Annotated in this window: 19 protein-coding genes; 12 read left to right on the top strand and 7 right to left on the bottom strand. The window is 56.5% G+C overall.

Annotation, left to right across the window (positions count from 1 at the left end; all coding sequences use genetic code 11):
- Positions 1–15: 15 nt before the first annotated feature.
- The gene (locus tag AACW18_RS17355; protein WP_371317045.1) at positions 16–738 is read left to right on the top strand and encodes a substrate-binding periplasmic protein; all 723 of its coding nucleotides are present in this window, start codon (positions 16–18) and stop codon (positions 736–738) included.
- A 103-nt stretch (positions 739–841) separates the two neighbouring features.
- On the opposite strand, the gene AACW18_RS17350 is transcribed toward AACW18_RS17355, so the two are convergent.
- Both AACW18_RS17350 and AACW18_RS17345 read right to left on the bottom strand, forming a co-directional pair.
- Complete coding sequence (locus AACW18_RS17350; protein WP_042654680.1) at positions 842–1,129, bottom strand: hypothetical protein; 288 nt, start codon at positions 1,127–1,129, stop codon at positions 842–844.
- A 125-nt stretch (positions 1,130–1,254) separates the two neighbouring features.
- Entirely contained in the window at positions 1,255–2,292 is a 1,038-nt protein-coding gene (locus AACW18_RS17345; RefSeq protein ID WP_218389357.1) for a GGDEF domain-containing protein, read from the bottom strand.
- Positions 2,293–3,765: 1,473 nt separating this feature from the next.
- Between AACW18_RS17345 and AACW18_RS17340 the strand changes: the two genes are divergently transcribed.
- The 3 genes from AACW18_RS17340 to AACW18_RS17330 are packed head-to-tail and all read left to right on the top strand — an operon-like array spanning position 3,766 to position 7,952.
- The gene (locus AACW18_RS17340) at positions 3,766–4,998 is read left to right on the top strand and encodes an ABC-three component system protein (RefSeq protein WP_218389356.1); all 1,233 of its coding nucleotides are present in this window, start codon (positions 3,766–3,768) and stop codon (positions 4,996–4,998) included.
- Entirely contained in the window at positions 4,979–5,644 is a 666-nt protein-coding gene (locus AACW18_RS17335; protein WP_218389355.1) for an ABC-three component system middle component 1, read from the top strand. The genes AACW18_RS17340 and AACW18_RS17335 overlap by 20 nt, the downstream gene beginning before the upstream one ends.
- Positions 5,619–7,952 (top strand): AAA family ATPase, encoded by a 2,334-nt coding sequence (locus AACW18_RS17330; RefSeq protein ID WP_218389354.1) that lies wholly within the window; start codon positions 5,619–5,621, stop codon positions 7,950–7,952. Before AACW18_RS17335 ends, AACW18_RS17330 begins: the two co-directional genes overlap by 26 nt.
- A 252-nt stretch (positions 7,953–8,204) precedes the next feature.
- Here AACW18_RS17330 and cysS read toward each other — a convergent pair whose 3' ends face one another.
- Positions 8,205–9,581 carry a cysteine--tRNA ligase gene (gene cysS, locus AACW18_RS17325; RefSeq protein WP_218389353.1) on the bottom strand — a complete coding sequence of 459 codons (1,377 nt, stop codon included), beginning with the start codon at positions 9,579–9,581 and terminating at the stop codon, positions 8,205–8,207.
- 203 nt (positions 9,582–9,784) lie between these two features.
- On the opposite strand from cysS, the gene AACW18_RS17320 reads away from it, so the two are divergent.
- The 4 genes from AACW18_RS17320 to AACW18_RS17305 all read left to right on the top strand — a co-directional run bounded on the left by AACW18_RS17320 (position 9,785) and on the right by AACW18_RS17305 (position 12,031).
- Positions 9,785–10,282, top strand: a complete 498-nt coding sequence (locus AACW18_RS17320; protein WP_042654677.1) for a peptidylprolyl isomerase — start codon at positions 9,785–9,787, stop codon at positions 10,280–10,282.
- Complete coding sequence (locus AACW18_RS17315; protein WP_218389352.1) at positions 10,272–10,907, top strand: DUF4269 domain-containing protein; 636 nt, start codon at positions 10,272–10,274, stop codon at positions 10,905–10,907. The genes AACW18_RS17320 and AACW18_RS17315 overlap by 11 nt, the downstream gene beginning before the upstream one ends.
- Before the next feature lie 34 nt (positions 10,908–10,941).
- On the top strand, positions 10,942–11,670 hold the full coding sequence (gene lpxH / locus AACW18_RS17310; protein ID WP_218389351.1) for a UDP-2,3-diacylglucosamine diphosphatase: 729 nt from the start codon (positions 10,942–10,944) through the stop codon (positions 11,668–11,670).
- Between the two features lie 112 nt (positions 11,671–11,782).
- A complete protein-coding gene (locus AACW18_RS17305) occupies positions 11,783–12,031 on the top strand; it encodes a GlsB/YeaQ/YmgE family stress response membrane protein (RefSeq protein WP_042654674.1) in 249 nt (82 codons plus the stop codon).
- A gap of 112 nt (positions 12,032–12,143) precedes the next feature.
- On the opposite strand, the gene AACW18_RS17300 is transcribed toward AACW18_RS17305, so the two are convergent.
- Entirely contained in the window at positions 12,144–12,431 is a 288-nt protein-coding gene (locus tag AACW18_RS17300) for a putative quinol monooxygenase (RefSeq protein WP_218328206.1), read from the bottom strand.
- A 220-nt stretch (positions 12,432–12,651) separates the two neighbouring features.
- Here AACW18_RS17300 and AACW18_RS17295 point away from each other — a divergent pair, with 220 nt between their 5' ends.
- A complete protein-coding gene (locus AACW18_RS17295; protein ID WP_218389350.1) occupies positions 12,652–12,861 on the top strand; it encodes a hypothetical protein in 210 nt (69 codons plus the stop codon).
- Between the two features lie 360 nt (positions 12,862–13,221).
- On the opposite strand, the gene AACW18_RS17290 is transcribed toward AACW18_RS17295, so the two are convergent.
- Positions 13,222–13,929 carry an Ig-like domain-containing protein gene (locus AACW18_RS17290; RefSeq protein WP_218389349.1) on the bottom strand — a complete coding sequence of 236 codons (708 nt, stop codon included), beginning with the start codon at positions 13,927–13,929 and terminating at the stop codon, positions 13,222–13,224.
- Between the two features lie 674 nt (positions 13,930–14,603).
- On the opposite strand from AACW18_RS17290, the gene AACW18_RS17285 reads away from it, so the two are divergent.
- The 3 genes from AACW18_RS17285 to AACW18_RS17275 all read left to right on the top strand — a co-directional run bounded on the left by AACW18_RS17285 (position 14,604) and on the right by AACW18_RS17275 (position 15,358).
- Positions 14,604–14,816, top strand: a complete 213-nt coding sequence (locus AACW18_RS17285; RefSeq protein WP_042654669.1) for a hypothetical protein — start codon at positions 14,604–14,606, stop codon at positions 14,814–14,816.
- A gap of 90 nt (positions 14,817–14,906) precedes the next feature.
- Positions 14,907–15,152, top strand: coding sequence for a DUF6868 family protein (locus AACW18_RS17280; RefSeq protein WP_218389348.1), 246 nt, complete (start codon positions 14,907–14,909; stop codon positions 15,150–15,152).
- A 35-nt stretch (positions 15,153–15,187) separates the two neighbouring features.
- Positions 15,188–15,358, top strand: a complete 171-nt coding sequence (locus AACW18_RS17275) for a Rha family transcriptional regulator (RefSeq protein ID WP_218389347.1) — start codon at positions 15,188–15,190, stop codon at positions 15,356–15,358.
- A 177-nt stretch (positions 15,359–15,535) separates the two neighbouring features.
- Here the strand turns inward: AACW18_RS17275 and AACW18_RS17270 are convergent, their stop codons facing one another.
- Complete coding sequence (locus AACW18_RS17270) at positions 15,536–15,898, bottom strand: DUF7079 family protein (protein ID WP_218389346.1); 363 nt, start codon at positions 15,896–15,898, stop codon at positions 15,536–15,538.
- 27 nt (positions 15,899–15,925) lie between these two features.
- On the bottom strand, positions 15,926–16,981 hold the full coding sequence (locus tag AACW18_RS17265; RefSeq protein ID WP_218389345.1) for a site-specific integrase: 1,056 nt from the start codon (positions 16,979–16,981) through the stop codon (positions 15,926–15,928).
- Positions 16,982–17,006 lie beyond the last annotated feature (25 nt).

The following is a 17,006-nucleotide window of genomic DNA, read 5'->3' as shown; positions in this document are numbered from 1 at the left end:
GTTGGCTTAGGTGGCCTGCTCGGCTGGACTGGCCAGGCCCAGGCCAGCCCCGCGCTCGGCAAGCTGCACTACCTCACCGAGGAGTACAAACCCTACAACTTCACAGGCCCATCCGGTGAGCCCACCGGCCTCGCCGTCGAGCTGCTGCAACGGGTGTGGCAACAGACCGACACCCCGGCGCAGCCGATCGGCATCCTGCCCTGGGCGCGGGGCTACTACCTGCTGACCCAGAAGCCCAACGTGGTGCTCTTCTCCACCGCCCGCACCGAGGCACGGGATCCCCTGTTCAAATGGGCCTGCCCCATCGGTTATGCGGAGATAGTGCTGATGGGGCTGGCCAACCGCGATATCCGGCTCGGGGCGCTGGCGGAGGCCCAGCAGTACCATATCGGCGCCGTGCGCACCGACGTCGGGGAGCAGCTGCTGCTCAACAGTGGCTTCGACGAGCAGAGGATCATGACCGCCAACCGCCTCCCCCAGGCACTCAAGATGCTCACCTCGGGCCGGGTCGATCTCATCTCCAGCAACAAGACCACCTTGCTGGAGCTGATCGCCGCCCAGCAGCTGGATCCCGCCGACTTCGAGGTGCGCTGGGTGTTGAGCTCGGAGCAGTTCTGCTTCGCCTTCAGCCATCCGATCGACGATGCGCTGGTCAGGGAGTTTCAGCGCGGCCTGGCCCAGGTGCTGGCCAGCAGCGACTTCCAGCAGTTGCAGGCCAAGTACCTTCCGGTGCGCTAGCCCGAACTCGCAACAAAAAGAGGCCCATACGGGCCTCTTTTTTATCGAGGGATGGGAGAAAAGACCGTCAGACGGCCGGGGCACACATCGAGAGGGAGAGGGACTACTTGACCCGCATCAGGCGATGGCTGATGCCACCGAACTCGAGCTGGATCGCCTGGGAGCGCTGCATCTTGTTCACCCGTTGCAGCATGGCCCCGTCGTAGCCCTTGCGCACCATCCACTGCATGGGCTCCTCGAAGCTGCCTTCATTGACGATAAAGGTATCTGTGTAGGCGTCGTGCATGATGCTGACCACCCAGATGCGCTGCTGAAACTCCGAGAGTTCCGCAAAGAGATCGGCCACTTTCGCCGTCAGGGCGCGGTAACGGCTGATAACGCGGTTTGCCATGGTAGAGGATGCCTGTGTGGGGGGAGAAGCATCCTAGCATCGCGGGCCCGGGGGCAACAATGCGCGAAATCAAAGCAGCGGCGCCCGAGATCCCAACGGCCAGGGCCCCAGGCGCAAGGCGACCCTCACCCCAGCGTGCGGCGCTGGCGCTTGACCGCATACATGCGCGCATCGGCCTGGCGCAGGGCATCGTCGATGCTGGTGTGGGCCGGATCTATGGCCACCACCCCCACGCTGGCACCGGGGTAATGCAGCACCCGGGACGGGATCGGCAGCTGGAGCACGCTCTGCTCGAACAGCCGGCGCTGGAAACGCTGCACCGCCACCTCTATCGACTCATCGCCCCGATGAGGCCCCATGCCGACGGCGACGAACTCGTCACCCCCGACCCGCGCCAGCAGATCGCCGCCGCGCAGGGCCGCCGACAGTTGCCGCGCCAGGGTGACCAGCAGCAGATCCCCCGCCTCGTGGCCGTGGGTGTCGTTGATGACCTTGAAGCCATCGAGATCGATGAAGGCGATGAGCACCGGGTGGCCGGCCCGCTCCGACAGGGAGAACAGCCGATTGAGCTCGTGCATCAGCGCCCGCCGGTTCGGCAGGCCGGTCAGGGGGTCGCTGAGCGCCTGGCGCGACAGCTCCTGGTTGGCCCGCTGCAACTGTTGCAGCAGTTGCTCCCGCTCCACGTGCTCGGCGATCAGCCGGGCGAAGAAGGCGATGAGCTGCTCGGAGCCCGCCACCAAAGGCTTGTGCTCGGCGCTGGCGGCGCACAGGGTGCCGTAGAGTGAGCCCGAGGAGGTGCGCACCGGGCTGCTCAGATAGGTGTGGATGCCGAGCGCACTGGCCGCCTGGGAATCCCCCCAGCATTCGGCGACGTTGTCGGTATAGATGCGCCCCTCATCGATCGCCCGTCGGCACAGGGTATCGCTCCAGTCCACCGTGATCCCCTCCGGGATCTGCAATCCGGCCACGTCGTTGGCATTACTGGCATTGTTGGCATAGCGAATGATCTGCTTGCCCTGCACCAGATCGATCTCGGTGAGATAGGTCGACTCCAGCCCGGTCACCGCCTCCAGCATCTCCAGCAGGGGACGGGTCAGGCTCTCCAGATCCCGCGCCTCTGTGACCCGCTCCGACAGGGCCTGCAATATCTTGTCCACGCACATCTCCCAGCTTGCATGTCAAACCCGGACACCATAGCCAACCCGGTGGTGGACTATCAAGCCCCGTCGACGCAGGCAGGAGTTCGGTCCGGCAAAATGCCGGCCCCCTCAGGGTTTGCCCCCACGGGAGAGGAGGCCTCCCCGAGCGGCCCGCCCCACGTCTCTCCATCCGCGCCGCCATCTTGCGACTCTTAATCGCACCGGACAGATAACGTCGGCAGCCCCTCTTCCCCCTGCCGTTTTCCTGTGGCGGACCGATACACCGGCTGACGTTGGGGGGAATCGCCTCCCCTCGCCGCCTGCCCAGCGCCCGCTCTGCCACCGAACTTTGAAGCAGCGCAAGAAACCAACCGATTCTGGCGATTGACTCATCAATTGCATGGAGAAGACCGAGATGGCTCCGTAAGATGGGCTGTGCCTGTTGGCCCCCTTCTCCCCCGCTGATGGTCAGCAACGCACTGTGGTAGCGACAGCCAGGGGCGGTAGCAATTCTGGCGGATACCAGCCCGGTATCCCGCGCCTGCGGCAAGAGGCGAGGACCTTGTCCTCGACCGGTGCAATCCGTTGCCCGTTCATTGCCCGTTGCCACGCAGGGTGCCCGTCAGCATGTAGGGTCGATTAGCGAAGCGTAATCGTCCGCTGTAACCATCCCCTCGCCCCTTGCGGGAGAGGGTTAGGGTGAGGGGTTGGGTAACGCGATTGTCCGGCGCAATGTCGGCGACTGCCATATAGGCATGGCTCCGCCATGCAGGACACGAGGATTCCATCCTCGACTGGGTTTCGCCGCCGCTGCGCGGCTGGGCGAGTGACTTTGGAAAGACCCAAAGTCACCAAAGGTCTTCTCCCCCGCTTGTTCGCCCTCCTGCGTCGGGTTCCCTCCGTTCAGGCAAAAGGTCTGGCGGAACGACGCAGACGGTACATCCCTGTACCGCCTGCGTCTGCGCCGTCGTCCATGACGGCGCTCCTGACCTTGTGCCCTCACCTCGGCGAACAACAGGGGGCAACACCCAAACCCGCAACCCCGAGGCAGTTAACAGGCGTAGGGTGCAATAAGCGCAGCGCATTGCACCGCGGTAACACTCCCCAGCCTATTCGGGGCAAAGATCGAGCGGGTTGTTACCTCACTGCCAACCCCTCGCCCACCCTATGGCGAGACCAAATTGTCACCCCTATGCAACAAGCGCCATCGACATGGTTGCATAGGTGAAAAAATCATGGTGAATACAACAGCAAACAGCATATATTTCTATCGGGAAACTGTTTTATATTTAAGGCCTGATAGTGAATTATTTAGGAGTATTACAGACCTTATTTCCCGACCGTCCGATTACACCTTTCCAATCGAACGATGAGCTGTTTTGATGTAGATTCATCACAACACCACGTTCGTCAAAAAATACGCACCCACTATAAAACCAGATGATCATAACCCCCAAAAAAAACATGTGTATCCATGTTAATTAAAAAGGATTTAATGTGAGCCAAGAAGATGATGAAAAATATCCAGCCAGCGCCATATCCTCGTGGAGCGGTTTCGTTTATCAAGGGAAAATTGCGCTATATCACTCACTTAAACTTATTTACGATGACGACTTAGACTTCGAGCTTCAGCTAGACAGTAGCGACGATTTTGCTATTTATAAAAATGGAAAACTACATACCGCCCATCAAGTAAAAGCTAAGATTAGCAAATATCGTAGTGGCTACACCAAGGCGCTAGTGCAGTCCACTTTAATCGAATTAGACAAAATAAAAGGGACGACCCGTTACTTTCACGTATCCGTCCAACTAGACAATACAGATGATCACATAGGCGCTAGCGGAGAAACAGTAAAATTTTACCGCTACGGAGATAAATATTATTGTGGACTGGGTGACATTGAAGGGTTGACCAAAGGACTTATAAAAAAAATATGTGAGAAACAGTCCATCACTGTCAGTGATAACCTTATAAACTTTAACTACTGCTTACTGTCAGAAAGAATAAGCACCATCGCAATACATTGCCATAAACTAAATCAAGTTGACGGAGTCCGAGAAGCCAGAGCTGCATACGAAAATCGCATCAAAGCCAGTAGCCTTTTAGCAGATCTGCTGAACGAAAATCCCTATCAGAATAGGGACTACTATGCAGTTGAATTAAAGGCTAGGCTCCTAACCCATCTAGAAGAAAGGCTGGATCAAGCGCTACCAACAATGAGTGACGCCACTTATGAGAGAGCTAGGCGTTTGTGTGATCACATACGCGAAACGCCCATCAACGAATTAAAAACGCTATGCCAGATGATGAAGCCATCCGAGCGGTTTCAAGACGTTCAGACGAACGATATCAGGCGATACACCAAGCTCATACAGGCTATTTCGGTGGAGCCCATATTCAACCATCTCCCGCACTACCTCGACAGCAAAAATCGGTTCTACGTGCCTACCGCTCTTGACGTGGATGAAAGCGAAGAGTGTGAGTCTGACATGATCAATGAAATGAAAAACAACGGAGCTCTGCTGAGACTACTTTTTGAGTACAACCATCTAATCGCCAGCAAAGCGGAGGCCTCATTCACCTTTAATACAAAATTCACAAACTCAGATGACTACGACAACAAGCAGACCACTGAAATTCTTGCAAGCAACATAATCAAGTCGCTATGCATTAGCGTGATAACAAAGGACGAAGCGGAGGACCGACTGAATGATAAAGCAACTCATTGATGAAGCACTTGTTGCCCATAATTTTGTGTGTAAACGCGAACTGGATACCACAAGCTTTTACATTCGCGAGTCTGGAACTGCCATCAGGTTCGCAGTCATACATAATCTTGACGACCTACCAGACCCGGGCGAGCTGAATAATAGAATTAATCACCTTGCACCTGAGGAAATTCTCAGAAACCCAAGCTTTAAGAAAAACTGCGACTTGATTTGCATTCATCGCCTTGATGTTCTGTCCGAGTTCAAGGATCACGAAGAAGAAATATTCGCTATCGAGGAAGATCCACATTTTTATAAAAAATACGTCCTCTATTACAGTATTGCAGAGGAAAGTGTTCTAACTGATTTTACGTACGACAAACTGGTATCTGTGATTGCAGACAAAAAGGAATTTCTTAACTACAAAGAAAACCCTCTTGTCGCCACACAATACAGCTTCGCGGCGAAGATCTTTATCAAGCTTCCTTTTTTAGAGCTACCTAGTCACCAAGGAAACCTTGTGTCCTTGAGGTTACAAGCAGTTGAGTCCGTTGCAGAAGCTGGCCTGAACGATACATATTCGACTATCCAAACAGTTACAGACAAAAATGCCGACGAAATTATCAAGGAAATGATTAAAAATGAACTGGCAAATATCCAAGATTGAAGTCTCTAGTTTCAAAGCATTCAAGCATATCTATTTGGACCTTGGCGAGTCGTCCTTGCTAACTTTGGACGGTCCTAACGGTTATGGTAAAACAAGCATCTTTGATGCAATAGAACTGCTACTCACCGGCCAAATCAGTCGAATACAAAACCTATTCAATACATTATTAACCAGAAACAAGAGAGACTACGCAGATAATCTCTTCTGGAACAATCGCTCCGGCGAGAACGATCTCTACATTAAAATTGAATTTATTAATGGTGAGCGCAAACTTGTTTTAGCAAGACATTGCCCAGTTGCTATATTCAAAAAACCAGCGAACAATCGTGCAGACAAGTATGAAAACTTTAAGCTTTACGAGCTGCCGGAATTTGAATCATCTGACTTTACGAAGATCAATCTGCGAGACAACAACTTACTTGACGAAGTTTTCGGTAAAAACTTCAGGGAAAACTTCTCCTTCCTTAACTATCTGGAGCAAGGACAAAACCGACTGTTACACACTCGGGTAGACGAACGCAAGGATAAACTTGGAAACCTTTTTAACATCAGCGATATCGAAACCGAGATTGAAAACTGCAACACCATATACAATAAATTCACAAGGTACATAAACAATCCTGAACGCACGGGAAAAGCTTTATCACTTAAAGAAGAGATAGCCAGCTTAAAAGGCACATTGCAGGCAGAGACAAGTAACCTTGAGTACAAAAAACTCTCCACGACTGATGTCCAACCAATATGGGACAGGGAGATCCTATTCTCAACGTACTCAGCGGAAGATCATGCTGCCTATCAGGAATCAGTTCGCAAAATTATTGCTCTTCTACCGCTCAAAGCCACGATAAAAACCAGGGTTCACAACGAGACAATCGATGCCGAAATTGATCTCAATGAGGAATCCCTGAGAAGCTTGGCTCAGTTTGGTAAAGACTTAAACAAGCTTGATGTGCTTGATGCTATCAAGAAGAGGATTGATGAGTTAGAGAGTTCAGCAAAAATCATCAAGCGCGGTGCTACGGCAATCAAACTCGAAGAAGCCCGATCATTACCAAACTGGGCGGATGGGCGCCTTGAGTGGTTTGAGTTACAAATTGAATCCCGAAATAGCCTCCACGAAAAAAGCAGCACCAATGCGAACGTCGTAGCCGAATTGGAACGTCTGAAAAGACAGCTGATTGATGAACATAAGAAGTCCTATCCCGATGATCAGTTGTGCCCTCTCTGTGGCGCAGACTGGGAAGATCACAAATCAATGGTGGATGCCATTGACGCAAGAACCAAGCAGATCTCTGAATCACTAAGCAAAGACGGTAAGGACTTAGTTAACCTTATCGCTACTATGGGCGCTGAGCTGAAACTCATCGACATCCATATCCAAGACAGTTTGAAACTTCTCAAGCCAACATTTGAACCCAATCTTCATGCAGAGCTGACCAAACTTAAGCTTCGGCTCCCGGCAATAACCCAGCTAATGGAGAAGCTGCAAAGCGACAATATTCAATTTACTGACTCATTTACTGAAATTGATGAGGTAGTAAATGAGCGATTTGAAAAGCTCAAAGCGATTATAAGGAATAAAAAACAGGTTGAAGCTGATGCTTTAGCGCTGCCAGAGGACTGGCGAGAAACAACAAATAGCGCCTTTAAAGACTTGCAGGACTTCTACATAATCACGGCTGAAGACCTAAAAGACAAAGAGCTGTACATATCGATTAAAGCCAACGAGGCTCAAAATGCTCGTCTCCAAACCTGTATTTCCGATCTTAAACTTATCGAAAAAGAAACCCTAGCGGCCCAAAAAGCACAAATTAAAATCAAAACACTCCGCGACACACTGAAGGAGACAGAACAAAGGTATACCGACCAGACAATTTCGGCTATTGAACTCATATTCCATATCTACAGTGGCCGACTGATACAAAACTACCAGCGTGGTCTGGGTCTATTTATCGAGAGCCGCGAAGGTACACAGCTGAGATTTCTGACTGCCGAGAAGTCTGAACACGACGCAGTCATGTCCATGAGTTCTGGTCAGGTGTCCGCTCTTAGCCTTGCCTTCTTTCTCTCACTCAACAAGGTCTATGCTAAGGTACCTCTCATCTTGATTGATGATCCGTCGCAATCTCTGGATGAAATCAACGTTGCTTCCTTGACCGATCTACTCCGTTGCGAACTCAAGCATTGTCAGTTGATTGTCTCCTCCCACGAGGACGATATCTCTGCATACATGCGCTATAGGTTCAACAGAGCAGGCTTAAAAACAAGTTCACTCAACATGCAGCTCTTGGCGAAAGACGCTTCGTAAAAGTCGCCCGTGGCTATTAACCCTCGCATCCAGCATATCGAAGCAATGCCATTAAGGCGTTGGACGACATTCAGCCAAGGAATGACGTAAGTCCCCTCACCCTAGCCCTCTCCCGCAAGGGGAGAGGGGATCAGAGCGGAGGCAGCGAAGGCTTAAGAGGCTCCGAGGGAAAAGACACAAACAAAAACCGCAGCCCTAGGGCTGCGGTTTTTTATTTTGGTTAACCTGTTGGCTCTAACAGAGCAACCGGCCTTAAGCCCGGCGCCAGCTGGTTTTGCCGGCGCTGTCTTCCAGCACGATTCCCATCTCGGTGAGACGGTTGCGGGCGGCGTCGGCGGCGGCCCAGTTCTTGTCGGCGCGGGCCTGGTTGCGCTGGGCGATCAGCTGCTCGATCTCGGCCACTTCCTCGTCGGCGTCATTGCCCTTGAGGAAGGCGTCCGGATCCTGTTGCAGGATGCCGAGCACGGCGCCGAGCTCGCGCAGACGGGCACCGAGGCCGGCGGCCACGGTCAGGTCTTCGGCCTTCTGGCGGTTGATCTCGCGCACCAGATCGAACAGGGCGGAGTAGGCTTCCGGGGTGTTGAAGTCGTCGTCCATCGCCTCCTTGAAGCGAGCCACCTGCTCGTCACCACCGGCGGCCTCGGCGACAGGCAGGTCGCGCAGGGCGGTGTACATCCGCTCCAGCGCGGCGCGGGCCTGCTTGAGGTTGTCTTCCGAGTAGTTGAGCTGACTGCGGTAGTGGCCGGACATCAGGAAGTAACGCACGCTCTCGGCGTCGTAGTGGGCCAGGACGTCGCGGATGGTGAAGAAGTTGCCGAGGGACTTGGACATCTTCTCTTTGTCCACCATCACCATGCCGCTGTGCATCCAGGTGTTGACGTAGTCGCCACCGTGGGCGCAGCAGGACTGGGCGATCTCGTTCTCGTGGTGCGGGAACTGCAGATCGGAGCCGCCACCGTGGATGTCGAAGTGGTTGCCAAGGTGCTTGGAGTTCATGGCGGAGCACTCGATGTGCCAGCCGGGACGACCCGGGCCCCAGGGGCTGTCCCAGGTCGGTTCGCCGGGCTTGGACATCTTCCACAGCACGAAGTCGAGCGGGTTGCGCTTGGCATCCACCACATCGACCCGGGCACCGGCCTGCAGCTGCTCCAGATCCTGACCGGACAGCTTGCCGTAGTCGGCAAACGACTCGACGATGAACATGACGTCGCCGTTGTCGGCCACGTAGGCGTGATCCTTGGCGATCAGGGTCTCGACCAGCGCGATGATCTCATGGATGTGCTGGGTGGCGCGCGGCTCGACGTCCGGACGCACCATGCCGAGGGCATCAAAATCCTGGTGCATGTCACCGATCAGGCGCTCGGTCAGGTCGTCGCAGGTCACCTGGGTCTCGGCGGCGCGCTTGATGATCTTGTCATCCACGTCGGTGACGTTGCGCACGTAGTTGAGCTGGTAGCCGCTGTAACGCAGGTAGCGGGCCACCACGTCGAAGGCGACGAAGGTGCGACCGTGACCGATATGACAGTGATCATAGATAGTGACACCACACACATACATGCCCACCTTGCCCGGGTGGATAGGTTTGAATTCTTCTTTTTGACGAGTGAGTGTGTTGTATATCTTCAGCATCTTATGACCACTGCCTGTGAGTAAAATGGCCTGCCATTCTACCCGCATCCGGTGGAGAAAACGAGGCAGAAAACGCGCCGGATCCTGCGTGCCATCTATGCCGCAGGCCCCCGATGGGCTAGAATTGCCACCACTTTAGGCCATAGCCCACGCAACAGCCGCGAGCCGCCTTCGTGCCCGCGCAACATTTGAAAGGACATATCATGGTTACTCTGCACACCAACCACGGCGACATCACCCTCACCCTGCACGCCGACAAGGCCCCGGAAACCGTGGCCAACTTCCTGCAATACTGCCGTGACGGTCACTACGACAACACCATCTTCCACCGCGTCATCGACGGCTTCATGATCCAGGGCGGCGGTTATGCCCCCGGCTTCGAAGAGAAAGACACCCGCGCCTCCATCAAGAACGAAGCGGCCAACGGCCTGTCCAACAAGATTGGCACCGTCGCCATGGCCCGCACCATGGAGCCGCACTCTGCCAGCGCCCAGTTCTTCATCAACGTGAACAACAACGACTTCCTCGACTTCAAGTCCGCCACCAGCCAGGGCTTCGGCTACTGCGTGTTCGGTGAAGTGAGTGCCGGCATGGACGTGGTCAACAAGATCAAGAGCGTCAAGACCGGTAACCGTGGCCGTGTCCATCAGGACGTGCCAGTAGAAGACGTGGTGATCACCAAGGTGACCCTTGCCGACTGATTGTCGACTTCTGCCAGATGAAACGACTGCGGCCCCGGCCGCAGTTTTTCCATCTGCGCGCGCCACATGCCCCAACTGGCGCCGCCTCGACTATCTGGCCCTTGGCAACGCACGCCAGCGCTCGGCCCATGCCCTGTTGACCGCGGGGCTGTGGGATGAGCTGAGGCAGCTGTGCCAGGACCTGGCGCTGGTGAGCACCCTGACCATTGGGCTCGACAGGCCCGGCAGCGATCTCGATATCCTCTGCCGGCATAGGGATCCCGCCGCGCTGGCCACCCTGCTTGCCGAACGGGGCTGGCAGCGCCGCGCCTTGGCGGGCGGCGTCTGGCTGCTGGAGCAAACCCTGGCTGGCGCCGATGGTCACCCCTGGCCCGTCGAGCTCTATGTCACCCCGGAGCGGCTCGAGACCCTGCACGGCTGGCGCCATCTCAGCCTGATGGCGGCCCTGCTCGAGCACTTCGGCCATGACTTCCATCGGGCCGTGCTGCGCCTTCGCCTCGCGCAGGGTCTGAAAGGCGAAGCCGCCATCTGCCAGCTGCTCGGCCTGGCGGGCGATCCCTATCTGGCGTTGTTGACGCTGGAGGGGACTGACCCTGCTCGGTTAAACTGGCAACCTACCCTATGACCCACCCAGCCTCTTTCGGGATCCTTAGCGCACCATGACGACCACCCTTTTTATCAGCGACATTCACCTCTGTGCCGCCCGCCCCGACATGACGGCCGCGCTGGTCCGCTTCCTGGCGCACGACGCCCCCGGCGCCGATGCCCTCTATGTGCTGGGGGATCTGTTCGAATTCTGGATTGGCGACGATGATCTCACGGCGCTCCATCAGGAGGTGGCCGCCGCCTTCCTGACCCTGAGCCAGCAAGGGGTGCCCATCTATTTCATCCACGGCAACCGCGACTTCATGCTGGGCAAGCAGTTTGCCAGGCGGGCGGGCATGACCCTGCTCGGCGATCCCTGCGTCATCGAACTCTATGGCGAGCGGGTGCTGCTGAGCCACGGCGATATGCTCTGCACCCATGATGTCGACTACCAGAAGTATCGCCGCATCGTAAACCTCAGATGGCTGCGCTGGCTGTTCCTGCGCCTGCCCCTTCGCCGCCGTCAGGCCATCGCCCACAAGATCCGTGGCCAAAGCGGGACAGAGAACCCCAACAAGCATCGGAGCATCATGGACGTCACCCCGGAGGCGGTCGATGAGCTGATGAGACAGCATGAGTGCCGTACCATGATCCACGGCCATACCCACAGACCCGCCATCCACGACTTCAGCCTCGATGGGGCGCCTGCCCGCCGCATCGTGCTGGGGGACTGGTTCGAACAGGGCTCTATCCTGGTCTGCTCCCCCGCGGGCCAGCGGCTCGAGACCCGCGCCCTCAGTTAGTCAGGGCCCTTGGTTCTCATATGGCCATTGATGAGCCATGCCCGTCCGGGGTGCGATGCAATGCAGATCCCTGCGTATACTCTGGTTTTCTGCACACAATGAGGACGACGTTATGGGCTTTATGACCTGGATCGTATTGGGATTGATCGTCGGCATCCTGGCCAAGTGGATCATGCCGGGCAAGGATGGGGGCGGTTTCATCATGACGGTGATCCTGGGGGTGATCGGTGCCATGGTGGGTGGCTATGTCAGCACCCTGCTCGGCATGGGTACGGTCAACGGCTTCAACCTGCCGAGCATTCTCATCGCGACCGTGGGCGCCTTGATGGTGCTGTTTATCTACAACAAGGTGCGCAGCTGAGCCGCCCACTCCCCCTGGCGCCATCCCTGTGTTCCCCCAGGGCCAAGATCCGAAACCTGGTGTTTCGGATTTTTTATGGCCGCCGCGCCAGCCTGAGCGCCTGGCCAGGGGATCACGCGAACGCATCCATCAGCAGGTAGGTGCCGGGCAGCCGCTGATGCCGATCGATCAGGGGCACCAGCCGCCTGAAATGCTCGGTGGCGCAGTGAGCATCCAGGGCCGCTCGATCGGGCCACGCCTCCAGGAACACGAAGTGCCCGGGATCCTTCTGATCGATGCACAGCTCATAGGAGATGCACAGCGGCTCCGCCCTGGTCTTCTCCACCAGCTCCCGATACAGCGGCATGACCTCCTCGATACGATCCGGCTTGATGAAGTCCTGCGCTATGACTCTCAGCATGAGTGACCTTCCCCCTCGTTTCGCCTGACGATAAATCCAGAAGGCCGACTCTAGCCCAGCCCGATGCCCGATGCGAACCCTTTGAGCAGGAGGATCGCGAGCCATGGCCGGCGTATCGCCCGGTTAGCTTATCGGGTGAGGGTATAAGCCCGACGCTGGCCAGCCCGCCCTTGCCTATCATTGAATAAACCCACGCTGCAGACCAAGTCGGGAGGTGCCTATGACCGAACAGGCGAGAGCGCGTCTGCGAAAACTCATCACCGATAGCGGCAAGTCGCGCGAAGTGTGTGAGCAAGACGGTGTGCTCGAGGAGCTGGTAGCAGACACCACCCTCTTCGGCGCCGATCACAACGAGGTCTTGTGTGTGCTGGAGGCATGGAGCGGCTCACCCAGAAGGAGGCTGCTGCTGGAATTCCTCTTCGAGGATTAGCATTCGCTAGCGATGAACAGCCAAAGAAGGCCCCAGGATCTGGGGCCTTCTTCCATCTGCCTGACCGCCCCACCACCTGGCGGATGGTGCCGCATAAAACGGTGCCATCCGCTATCACAGGGAAAGCCTGCAGCACTCTGCGCCGCCCGGGCACTGTCTGGGTTGGGAAGGCGGCACCCTTCACCTGCAAATAGGCGGCGCGACAAGATCAATGGCGGCATTCTGGAGGCGCACTTTCTGACCCAACGGGGATCTGCAACGGGAAGTAAAACGAAGGGGTTTAGGGGGGACGAATGGCAGAGCCGGCGCTCTGCCGTCATGGTCACACTGGTAGGGTATTACCCGTTACCACAACGTCAGTCACGGGGTCACGGCCAAGTCTGCGGTGGCATTGAAGTTCTGCCCATTGAGCATCCCGCTCGCGGTAATGGTGGTGATGCCCGCCCCCACCGCGGTCGCCACCCCTTTGCTGCCGGCGGCGTTGCTGACGGTGGCCACCGCCTCATCACTGCAGCTCCAGTTCAGGGCCGGGTTGTTGGTCAGATCCAGGAGGCTGCCATCTGAGAGTGTCGCGTTAGCGGTAAAGACGGTGAGGACAATCGGCTGTGAATCCGAGGGCGGCATGCTGGCGGCAGCCGTGGGGGTGAGGGCCAGATCGGTGACGACGGCATCCGTCACCTCCAGCCGGGCGCTGGCCTCAAATACCCTGCCATTCTCGGTACCCGTGGCGTTGATGGTGGCTATCCCGGCCCCGACAGCGGTCGCACGACCAGTGGCATCGACGGTGACTATGCTGGCGTCACTGCTGCTCCACTGAAGGATCACGTCATGGGTGGCATCTGTTGTCGAGCCATCATCCAGGGTGATCTTGGCAATGAATTGTTGTTGTAATCCTGCCGGGAGGCGGCTCTCTGAGGGGGTGACTTGCAGGCTGGTGATCCGGGTTGCGTCTGTTCCATTACCTCCACCGCCCTCACCGGGCACGGGTACCATGGTTTCGGTATCACAGCTGCCTAAAAACAGCGCCATGGTGCCGATAAGCACATATTTTACATTGAGCACACTCATGATGGATTCCTTGAGGTTTGTGTTCGTTCAATTGTCGTTCCTGTCTGATCTGACTTCGTTGATGTGCAAGCGGGCGGCTCCTTTTGTGATAAAGCGTCAAGCGTACGTCAGCTTCTGCCGCTCTGCGCGCAAGGGACGGCGCCCAAGACGAGGCCATGCATGGGGCATGAGTTCGTTCGGATACCACCGCCTGATGATGGTCTCGCCGGCCTGGCACTCCCCTTTTCCCCGTGAAACTGTGGCCCTGCCACTGCGGTGGTGCGCTATCGGATTGATTCGATGGGAGCTGGGCTGATTGAGCCTGTAGCGGGTGGCGCGGCGCACGGCAAGATGCATCGCCGCGATTGAAACCCGATCCACCGTGCCAAGTCCGCAACAGATTTCTGAGTATTTTTTGTTCTATCCAACGGTGTCTGCCGCTGATATTGAATGGATAGCCTCAGATGGACCGTCGACGGGATATGGATGCCATCTGCTGGTGGATGACGTTTGCGCTCTCGCTGCCATCCCTCCGTCAGCGACATACCGCCATTACCCCTCATCGGGCCTGTTTAACCGCGGCGCCGTCCGGCATGAAGGGGACCTGCGTGAACTAAACTAATTACCTGCTTGCTCGTCTCGACCGACTCGTTCAGCCCGATCACTGGGCAAGCTCAGTAGTTGAGGAGATTGTCATGAAGATGTGGAAAGTTTGCCTGATAGCAGCACAACTCTTGCTGGCAGCCTGCGCCTCCAATGGCGGGGCGACGCCTCCCCCGAGCGGGGATGACGGAAGCAATGCCGGCGGTAAGGGCAGTGGCGGCGGGGGCATGGGCGGTGGTTACTTTACCGATGAGCCCAAAGCACAGTTCGGCATGTCGATGGTGACCACTCCATCACCAAAGTGATGGTCACCCGTGTATTTCAAGCTGGTGTTGGCGCCATGCTCGCCTGAGGCTGACACCGGCGCCTCTCTCTGGGCACTACAGGACATAGTCATGGATCTGCACACGCTAAAGGCATTCCTGCTCGGCTGCCTGGTCATCAACTATCTCATCCTGCTGGGGTGGTTTGCCGCATTTGTGTTTGCCCACGGCTGGATGTACCGACTGCACAGTCGTTGGTTCCACCTCTCCGAGGAGCGCTTCGATGCCATCCACTACCTGGGGGTCGCCGTCTATAAAATCGGGGTGATGCTGTTCAATCTGGTGCCATATTTGGCTCTGCTTATCGCGACCAGCTGAGCATAGCGGCGTTCTTTCAGCAAGGGGCATCCGAAATGACCAAAGACGGTTTCATCTCTGTGGTGATGGGCTTCACCGGCAAGCAGGCCGCCGCCTCGGTCGCGCTGGCCGCCCGCCCCACATTAAAACATCTGCGAGGATCAAATCTGGACACTGAGAGCAAACAAAAAAGGCCACTATCGCTAGTGGCCTTCGTAAGTCTTTGATTTTAATGGTGCCCGAGGCCGGAATCGAACCGGCACGCCTCGAAAAGCGAGGGATTTTAAATCTGATATGCGCCCTAATGAAAACAACCACTTACATATAAATCAAAGGGTTAGTAAACCAATGATGGTCAAAAACGACCACCCATTGAAAATTTTGTCGCCACTCTGTCGCCACTTTCATCCCTTCCTGGCCAGCAACGCAGACAGCTTTCTCCACTCAGGGGAAAACAGCCTTCTCAGGTAAACTTGCCGGAGCTTGATGGACAACTTCCTGGCAAAACCAGCCCTTTCCTCTTCTGCAATCAGGTTCTGAATATCCGCCCACAGTACGTCACGTTGAAACCCTGCCCAGATGGCAGGAACTGGGGTGAGTGTATTCGTGTAGCACACCGGTGCCACCCATTCGAACAGCGCCTTCTCCACATGGGCGACAGGAAAGACTCTCGCCACTCTGGCGATGTACCCATAGTCGACCTCGTTATCGACAAAGAGATCAGAGAGCGCCTCGCACAAATCCATGTCAGACAGGAATCTATCCATCATCAAGCTCCATTTGCCTCTACGGATTCAATTTAGACCACAAACAGAAAGAGGGTTCAATCGTACCGCATCTTCCAGATGATCGGGGGCGAAATGTGCATAGCGCATGGTCATGGCGATGGTGGAGTGGCCGAGGATCTTCTGCAGCACCAGGATGTTGCCGCCGTTCATCATAAAGTGGCTGGCGAAGGTGTGGCGCAGGACGTGGGTATTCTGCCCGGCAGGCAGCTCCAGCCCTGCCCGTTCGACCACCACCTCGAAAGCTCGATAGCAGTCACCGAACAGGCGGCCACGTTTTCTCGGCAACTGGGCATAGAGCGCGGGGCTGATGGGCACGCTACGGCTCTTCTTGCTCTTGGTGCGGGTGAAGGTCACGCGGTTGGGAGATACCTGGGACTGGGTCAGCTCTTCCACCTCAGACCAGCGGGCGCCGGTGGCAAGGCAGAGTTTCACCACCATCAGCAGATCAGGGCTTGAACTCTCGGCGCAGGCGGTCAGCAGGCGCTTGAGTTCGTCGGGATAGAGAAAAGCCAGCTCGGCCTCGGCGACCTTGTAGGCTCGCAGGCCATCAAGGGGGTTTTCACCCTGCCACTCCCCTAGCCTTTTCAGCTCGTTGAATACCGCCCGCAGGTAGGCGTGTTCACGGTTCACCGTGTTGGGGGTGACGCCCTGCTTTTCCTGGTTGATGGCGCGCCGATCGGTGATGTCGCCGGAAAGCCTTGCTTCACGATAGGCGGCAAAGTCGCGGGCAGAGAAGTTGACCGCCAGCGGATCCCCCAGGGAATGGCACACGGTCAGCAGCTTGGACTTGCGGGCCTCGCCATCACGCAGGCTCTGACCATGACGACCAAACCAGAGTTCGACCAGGTCGGAGAGACGCCGGCCGTCGGTTGGCTCCCCCTGCCCTTCCAGCCAGGGCTTGCCCTTGTCCGGGTCCAGCACGAAGCGCTCGAACGCCAGCGCCTCGCCCTTGGTGGCAAACTGCTTACGCACTCGCGGCGCGTTGGGATTGGCCTTGCTGGGCCGCCCTTCCGGATAGATCTCGGCCAGCCACTTGCCGGATGTCTGTTTTCTTACTGCCATCACACCTCCACAAAAGGACTGTGAT

Source organism: Aeromonas sp. sia0103 (genome assembly GCF_963895295.1).
GTDB classification, from domain to species: Bacteria; Pseudomonadota; Gammaproteobacteria; order Enterobacterales; family Aeromonadaceae; genus Aeromonas; species Aeromonas encheleia.
This window is presented reverse-complemented; position numbering and strand designations above follow the sequence as displayed.